The sequence below is a fragment of the Collinsella sp. TF11-5AC genome, from assembly GCF_003436775.1.
Lineage (GTDB): Bacteria > Actinomycetota > Coriobacteriia > Coriobacteriales > Coriobacteriaceae > Collinsella.
The window spans coordinates 37,899-44,948 of record NZ_QSQO01000020.1; the positions used below are offsets into that span (position 1 = coordinate 37,899).

General features: G+C 61.1%; 5 protein-coding genes. 4 read left to right on the forward strand and 1 reads right to left on the reverse strand.

The window, feature by feature from the left end; translation table 11 throughout:
* The first annotated feature begins 36 nt into the window (after positions 1-36).
* Positions 37-1,761 carry an ABC transporter ATP-binding protein gene (locus tag DXD16_RS08320; RefSeq protein ID WP_233502684.1) on the forward strand — a complete coding sequence of 575 codons (1,725 nt, stop codon included), beginning with the start codon at positions 37-39 and terminating at the stop codon, positions 1,759-1,761.
* Position 1,762: 1 nt separating this feature from the next.
* Positions 1,763-3,763 (forward strand): ABC transporter ATP-binding protein, encoded by a 2,001-nt coding sequence (locus DXD16_RS08325; protein ID WP_117655783.1) that lies wholly within the window; start codon positions 1,763-1,765, stop codon positions 3,761-3,763.
* 111 nt (positions 3,764-3,874) lie between these two features.
* Here the strand turns inward: DXD16_RS08325 and cysE are convergent, their stop codons facing one another.
* Positions 3,875-4,579: a serine O-acetyltransferase gene (cysE, locus tag DXD16_RS08330; RefSeq protein ID WP_117655784.1), complete on the reverse strand. Its 705-nt coding sequence runs from the start codon at positions 4,577-4,579 to the stop codon at positions 3,875-3,877.
* A gap of 224 nt (positions 4,580-4,803) precedes the next feature.
* Between cysE and DXD16_RS08335 the strand changes: the two genes are divergently transcribed.
* Both DXD16_RS08335 and DXD16_RS08340 read left to right on the forward strand, forming a co-directional pair.
* Positions 4,804-5,451, forward strand: coding sequence for a DedA family protein (locus tag DXD16_RS08335; protein ID WP_117655785.1), 648 nt, complete (start codon positions 4,804-4,806; stop codon positions 5,449-5,451).
* A gap of 289 nt (positions 5,452-5,740) precedes the next feature.
* Positions 5,741-6,793: a branched-chain amino acid aminotransferase gene (locus DXD16_RS08340; RefSeq protein WP_117564331.1), complete on the forward strand. Its 1,053-nt coding sequence runs from the start codon at positions 5,741-5,743 to the stop codon at positions 6,791-6,793.
* Positions 6,794-7,050: the final 257 nt, after the last annotated feature.

The following is a 7,050-nucleotide window of genomic DNA, read 5'->3' on the forward strand; positions in this document are numbered from 1 at the left end:
TGACGACAAAGGCGAAGGGGAGACATGCGACTCTTAATGAGATTTATGAGGCCGTATCGCGGGCTGATTGCGGTGACGCTGTTTGTACTGCTGATAGATAACGTCGGCACGCTGCTGGTGCCTACGATGCTGGCGAATATGGTCAATACTGGTATCACGACGGGTGATATCGACTACATCTTGCGCAACGGCGTGTATATGCTCATCGCGACCGGCATGGCCAGCGGTGGTGCGGTGCTGGGCTGTTATCTTTCGGCCCGTCTGGCGGCCAATGTGGCCTGCGACATTCGCAACGCCGTCTACGATAAGTCGCTCGAGCTGTCCGCCAGCGACTTTGAGCGCTTTGGTACGGGTTCGATGATCACGCGCTCGCTCAACGACATCAACGTGATCCAGCAAGCGATCCTGCAGACGATTCAGCTGGTGTTACCGGTACCGTTCTTGGCCGTGGCGGGCATCATCTTTGCCTGGTTTATCGATCCTGCCATGGGCACGCTGCTGGGCGTGGTCGTTGCGATCGTGCTGGTGGCGGCGGTCTTTACCGTTGCCAACGCCGCGCCGATCTTTATGCGCCTGCAGAGCTTTATCGACCGCATGAACGTGGTGCTGCGCGAGAACATCGTGGGCGTGCGCGTCATCCGCGCATTTAACAAGGAGCGCCACGAGGAGCAGCGCCTGGACGAGGTGTTTAGCGATTACGCAGCCAATGCCATCAAGGTCAACCACCTGTTTGTGGGTCTCGACAGCTCCAGCTTCTTTTTGATGAATATCGCCGAGGTGGCGGTGCTGTGGGTGGGCGGCAACCGCGTGGGCGTCCATGCCATGCAAATCGGCAGCATCTCGGCCGTGCTGGAGTACGCGATCCTGATCCTGTTCTTTGTGATGATGGCGCAGATGGTGGTGCTGACGCTTCCGCGCGCCGCGGCGTGCCTCAGCCGTGCACAGCAGGTGCTCGAAATCGAGCCGAGCATCGTGGACGGTAAGGCTACGCTGGGCGACGGGACACCTGAGTCCGCAGATGGGGCCGACACGGTGGCCGTGTTCGACCACATGTCGTTTCGCTTTGACGATGCCGACGAGGACACCCTGTACAACCTGAGTTTTGCCTGCCGCCGCGGACAGACGACCGCGATCGTGGGCTCGACGGGCTCGGGCAAGTCAACGGTGGCCAAGCTCTTGCTTCGCTTCCACGATGCCACGAAGGGCGCCATTCGCCTGAACGGCGTCGACCTGCGCGACCTTTCGCAAGACGACATCCGCGGGCGTATCGCCTATGTTCCGCAGAAGGCATGGCTGTTCTCGGGTACGGTGGCGAGCAACCTGCGCTTTGGTAACGAGGGTGCGACCGAGGCTGACATGCTCCATGCGCTGGAGGTTGCCCAGAGCACCTTTGTGCTCGACCAGCCCCAGGGGCTCGATACGCCGGTGGCGCAGGGCGGTACGAACTTTTCGGGCGGCCAGCGCCAGCGTTTGGCAATCGCCCGCGCACTCATGAAGCGCGCCGACCTGTATATCTTCGACGACAGTTTTTCGGCCCTGGACTTTAAGACCGATGCGGCGCTGCGCCATGCGCTGCAGGACGAGACGTGCGATGCCGCGGTGCTCATCATCGCCCAGCGCATCTCGACTATTTTGCATGCCGATCAGATCGTGGTGCTCAAGGACGGCGAGATCGTGGGCCTGGGCACGCACGACGAGCTCATGGAAACCTGCGAGGTGTACCGCGCTATCGCGGAATCGCAGATGAAGGGAGGTGAGTAGCATGACCGAGGAGCTCAAGAAGCAGGGCATCGCCGATGACGCCGCGGTTGCAGAGACAGTCGAGGAGGCGGGCGCCACGCCCGGCCTGGACGAAGCCGCCAAGGCGGCGGAGCGCGAGGCTCGCCGCCAGGCACTCTTCGAGGAAAACGAGCGCGCCGAGGACGAGCGTGCCCGCGCCGAGGCGGAGCGCATGCGCGACGTTGATGACGAGGACGAGGACGAGACGCCCCGCGACACCTGGGCGACGGTGCGCCGCCTGTGGAGCGAGGCCGCCGGCGACCATTGGCGCTTCTATATCGTGTTCGCGAGCATTGTGTTCTATGCCATCTTTAACACCGCTGCGCCGGCCTACAGCGCCCGCGTGATCGATGAACTGTGGGGGCACATGAAGCTGGCGTTTGCCAACAACACCACCTTCAGCATTACCTGGGAGAACTGCGGCAGGACCATCTTTATCTACTTTATGATCTGGACCGCCGCCGCCTCGTTCTACGCACTCCAGAGCTTTTTGATGTCGAGCGTTGCCGAGCGCCTCAACCTGCGCCTGCGCAACCGCATCGCACAAAAGCTCAACCGTCTGCCGCTTGCCTACTTTGACGCGCATCGTCCCGGCGAGGTCGTCAGCCGTGCGACCAACGACTTGGACAAGATGTCCGAGAGCATGCAGCGCGGCTTGCTGCAGCTTCTGGTGTCGATCGGTACCGTGGTGGGCGCCGTGAGCGTGATGTTCGTGTTTAGCGTGCCGCTCACGCTCGTTTTTTTGTTCTTTACGGCGCTTTCGCTGCTGGTGACGAAGGTCGTGTCGCGCCGCACGCATGATGTGACGGGCGAGCGCCAGGAGTGGGTGTCCAAGATTACGAGCGCGGTCGAGGAGGGCTACTCGGGCCGTCTGGTGATCCGTGCGTTTAACCGTGAGCGCCAGAGCTCTGCCGAGGTGCACGAGGCTTCGAAGGAGCTGGCGCGCGTGAGCACCAAGGCCGACTTTATGATTAACGCCGTCGGCCCCGCGGTGCGCTTTATCGGCCGTTTGGCGCAGATCGTGATCGCGCTGGTGGGCTGCAGCATGCTGGTTGCCGGGCATATGACCGTCGGCGTGTTCCAGGCGTTCCTCCAGTTTATCTACGAGGCGTCCGAACCCATGACGGAGCTGTCGTTTACCTTTAACTCGCTGCAGAGTGCGCTGGCGAGCGCCGAGCGCGTGTTCGACCTGCTCGACGAGCCCGAGATGGAGGCCGATCCGTTGCCGGTGGCCGCCGCCAAGCTGCCGGGCAAAGTGGAAGGCCGTGTCGCTTTTGAGCATGTGCGCTTTGGCTATTCGCCCGACAAGCCGCTCATGCGCGACGTGTCGTTTACCGCCGAGCCGGGTCAGAAGATCGCCGTGGTGGGAACCACGGGCGCGGGTAAGACCACGCTCATCAACCTGCTCATGCGCTTTTACGAGATCGACGGCGGCCGCATTACCCTCGACGGCGTGGACACGAGCCGCATGAACCGCGGCGAGCTGCGCCAGCAGTTTGGCATGGTGTTGCAGGACGCCTGGCTGTTCGATGGCACCATTGCCGAGAACATCGCCTACGGCTGTCCCGAGGCGACGCGCGAGGAGATTGTCGCGGCCGCACGTGTCGCACGGGTCGACTTCTTTGTGCACACTATGCCGCAGGGCTACGACACGCGTGTGGCTAACGATGCCGAGAGCATCAGCCAGGGCCAACGTCAGCTGCTGACCATCGCGCGCGTGCTGCTCAACAACCCGGCGATCCTCATCCTGGACGAGGCGACGTCGAGCGTGGACACGCGTACCGAGCTCGCCATCGGCCGCGCCATGGATGCGCTCATGCGCGGGCGCACGAGCTTTGTGATCGCGCACCGTCTGTCGACGATCGTCGATGCCGACCTCATCCTGGTCATGGATCACGGCAATATCATCGAGCAGGGTACGCACAAGGAGCTGCTGGCTGCCGAGGGCGCTTATGCCGACCTCTACCTAAGCCAGTTCGCATAAGGTGACAAAGGGTCAGTCCCGCATGTCACATCGAAAAGAAGGCGCGCCGGGAGCGGATTCCCTGGCGCGCCTTTCGTGTTGGCGTTCAGGCTGTGGCGGTTGCCCGCGGCCCTAGCGCTCGTCCACGAGCTTGGCGACGAGGGCTTTGAGCTCGGCCACCTCTTGCTCGAGTTCCTTGACGCGACGGGCGTTTTCGGTGATGCCCTGACGGTTGAGGGCGCTCTGCTCGGCGGCATCGTCGGGCATGTACTCGCGATGCTGTTTGGCGTCGAAGCTCTCCTCGAACACGCGGCAGCCGTTGCGCTTGATGATGCGCCCGGGCACACCCACGACGGTGCAGTTGTCGGGCACGTCCTTGACGACGACCGAGTTGCCGCCGATCTTGACGTTGTTGCCGATGTGGATGTTGCCAAGCACCTTGGCGCCCGTGCCCACGGTGACATTGTTGCCCAGGGTGGGGTGGCGTTTGCCGGTCTCGTTGCCGGTACCGCCGAGCGTGACGCCCTGGTAGAGCACGCAGTTGTCGCCCACGATGGTAGTCTCGCCAATAACGACGCCCATGGCGTGGTCGATAAAGAAGCGCTTGCCGATCTGCGCGGCGGGATGAATCTCGACGCCGGTGATGTGGCGGGTTAACTGCGAGAGCACGCGGGCAAGCGATCGATGGCCGTGTTCCCACAGCCAGTGCTCGGGTACATGATTCCACTTGGCGTGCAGGCCGGGGTAGGACAGGAAGATGACCAGGCCATTTTGCGCGGCAGGGTCCTGCGCCTGGACGGTCTTGATGTCCTCGCGAATGGTGTTGATAAAGCTCACCGGCCGCCCTCCCTAAGCGCCGTGACAATGTGATTCAATAAAGTATAGCGATTCGCTAGGGATTAGGAAGGGCAATCTTACTTTGCTATAGGCGACAGGTGTCAGTTATGCAAACTTGCTGGTAATGAAGTAAGACTTTTGAGGGGTTTGGCCCGTGCTCGCGCCGCAACCGTATACTGGTCAACTTGGACGTGTCCGCGCCCACAACTGAGAGGTTTTACTTCATGGGTTTCATCAATTTTATCGCCGAGCTGCTTAAGGATCCGCGCACTGCGATCGCCAGCTGGATCGCCGCCGGCCCGCTCATGGCCTACGGCTGCGTGTTCCTGATCATCTTTATCGAGACGGGCGTGGTGTTCTTCCCGTTCCTTCCCGGCGACTCACTGCTGTTTGCCTCGGGCTTCTTTGCCCATAACGGCGGCTTTAACATCGTGGCGCTTCTGGCCACCGCATGGGCCGCAGCCATCCTGGGCGATCAATGCAACTTTATGATCGGCCACTTCTTTGGCCGCAAGATCATCGCCTCGGGCAAGGTAAAGGCCATGACGCCCGAGCGCATCAAAAAGTCCGAGGATTTCCTGGATAAGTGGGGCCATCTGGCCATCTTCCTCGGTCGCTTCTTCCCGTTCATTCGCACCTTTGTGCCTTTTATCGCCGGCATGGGCGGTATGCACTGGCGCAACTTTGTCATCTTTAACGTGCTGGGTGGCATTACCTGGTCGACGGTCTTTACGCTGCTTGGTTACTTCTTTGGTGGCATTCCGTTTGTGCAGGAGCACTTTGAGCTGCTGATCGTGGGCATTGTCGCCGTGTCGATCATCCCGACCGTGGTCGGTCTGGTTAAGGCTAAGCTCGGTAACAAGAACGCCTAGTCCGAGCTTGTTTTCGGACGTTAATTCCAAGGCCCGTCATCGGATTCGATGGCGGGCCTTTTGTGTAGAAGGCAAATGAAAATACTTTACTTAGTTAAAGAAAATCGTTTTATCTAAGGCGTGCGGGGAGTACAATCACCTGCATGCGAATCGACGCGCCATCGGCTTTGATGCTGCCCGCGTGTCCTGCCCGGCTCTACGCTCCGGGTATGCGACGTTGCGACGCGGTCGGCCCCGGTCCTTGCGTGCGGGTTCGCGAGTATGCAACTGTGTATGTAAGGAGCGACATATGACTGTCGAGAAGAAGGATATCGATTGGGGTAGCCTCGGCTTTGGCTACATGAAGACCGATTACAGCTACGAGGCTCATTGGAAGGATGGCGAGTGGGACGAGGGCGGCCTGACTACCGACCACACCCTGCATGTCTCCGAGTGCGGCGGCATCTTCCATTACTGCCAGGAGGTCTTTGAGGGCCTGAAGGCCTACACCGCCGAGGACGGTAGCATCGTCTGCTTCCGTCCCGACATGAACGCCGAGCGTATGTACAACTCCGCCCAGCGTCTGGAGATGCCCCCGTTCCCCAAGGACAAGTTTGTCGAGGCCGTCAAGCAGGTCGTCTCTGCCAACGCCGCATGGGTTCCGCCCTTCGGTTCCGGCGCAACCCTGTATGTGCGTCCGTTTATGATCGGCTCCGGTGACGTGATTGGCGTGGCTCCCGCTCCTGAGTACACGTTCCGCATTCTCGTGACCCCGGTCGGTCCGTACTTTAAGGGTGGCCTCAAGCCTGTCAAGCTGCGCGTTTCCGAGTACGACCGCGCCGCACCGCACGGCACTGGCAATATCAAGGCCGGCCTCAACTACGCCATGTCCCTGAAGCCCACGATGGAGGCTCACCGCGAGGGCTATGCCGAGAACCTGTATCTCGACTCCGAGTCCCGCACCTATGTCGAGGAGACCGGTGGCGCCAACGTCCTGTTCGTGAAGGAGGACGGCACCCTCGTCGTTCCCCAGTCGCACACCGACTCCATCTTGCCCTCCATCACCCGTCGTTCGCTTGTTCAGGTTGCCGAGGACCTGGGCATGACCGTTGACCAGCGTCCCGTCGAGTGGGCTGAGGTCAAGTCCGGCACCTTTGTTGAGTGCGGCCTGTGCGGCACCGCTGCCGTCATTTCCCCGGTGGGCGAGATCGACAACAAGGTCTATGGTGCCGATGAGACCGTGACCTTCCCGGCTGGCTACACCGAGATTGGCCCCGTGATGAAGAAGCTCCGCGAGACCCTGACCGGCATCCAATCTGGTGCTGTCGAGGATAAGCACGACTGGGTTTACACCGTCGCGTAAGCTGCCATAGCTGTTCGGCCCGAGGGCAACCTTCCTTTCCGGCGCGTCCTCGGACATGAAAGAACCTCCGCTGCGCACTTCGTGCGGCGGAGGTTCTTTCGTCCTGCGGAGTGCGCCGGAAAGGAAGGTTGCCCTCGGGCCTGCGTTACCTCGGCGCTGCCGTTACGGGCAATATAGATCTGAATTAAAGATGGCGCATGGCCTTTTAGGCCGCGCTTTTGTTACAGGCTTTAGCCTGTGCGGGGCGCGCAGCGCGC

Coding starts and splice junctions, on each gene's coding strand:
- DXD16_RS08320 (WP_233502684.1), top strand. CDS start 37: ATGAGATTTATGAGGCCGTATCGCGGGCTGATTGCGGTGACGCTGTTT.
- DXD16_RS08325 (WP_117655783.1), top strand. CDS start 1,763: ATGACCGAGGAGCTCAAGAAGCAGGGCATCGCCGATGACGCCGCGGTT.
- DXD16_RS08335 (WP_117655785.1), top strand. CDS start 4,804: ATGGGTTTCATCAATTTTATCGCCGAGCTGCTTAAGGATCCGCGCACT.
- DXD16_RS08340 (WP_117564331.1), top strand. CDS start 5,741: ATGACTGTCGAGAAGAAGGATATCGATTGGGGTAGCCTCGGCTTTGGC.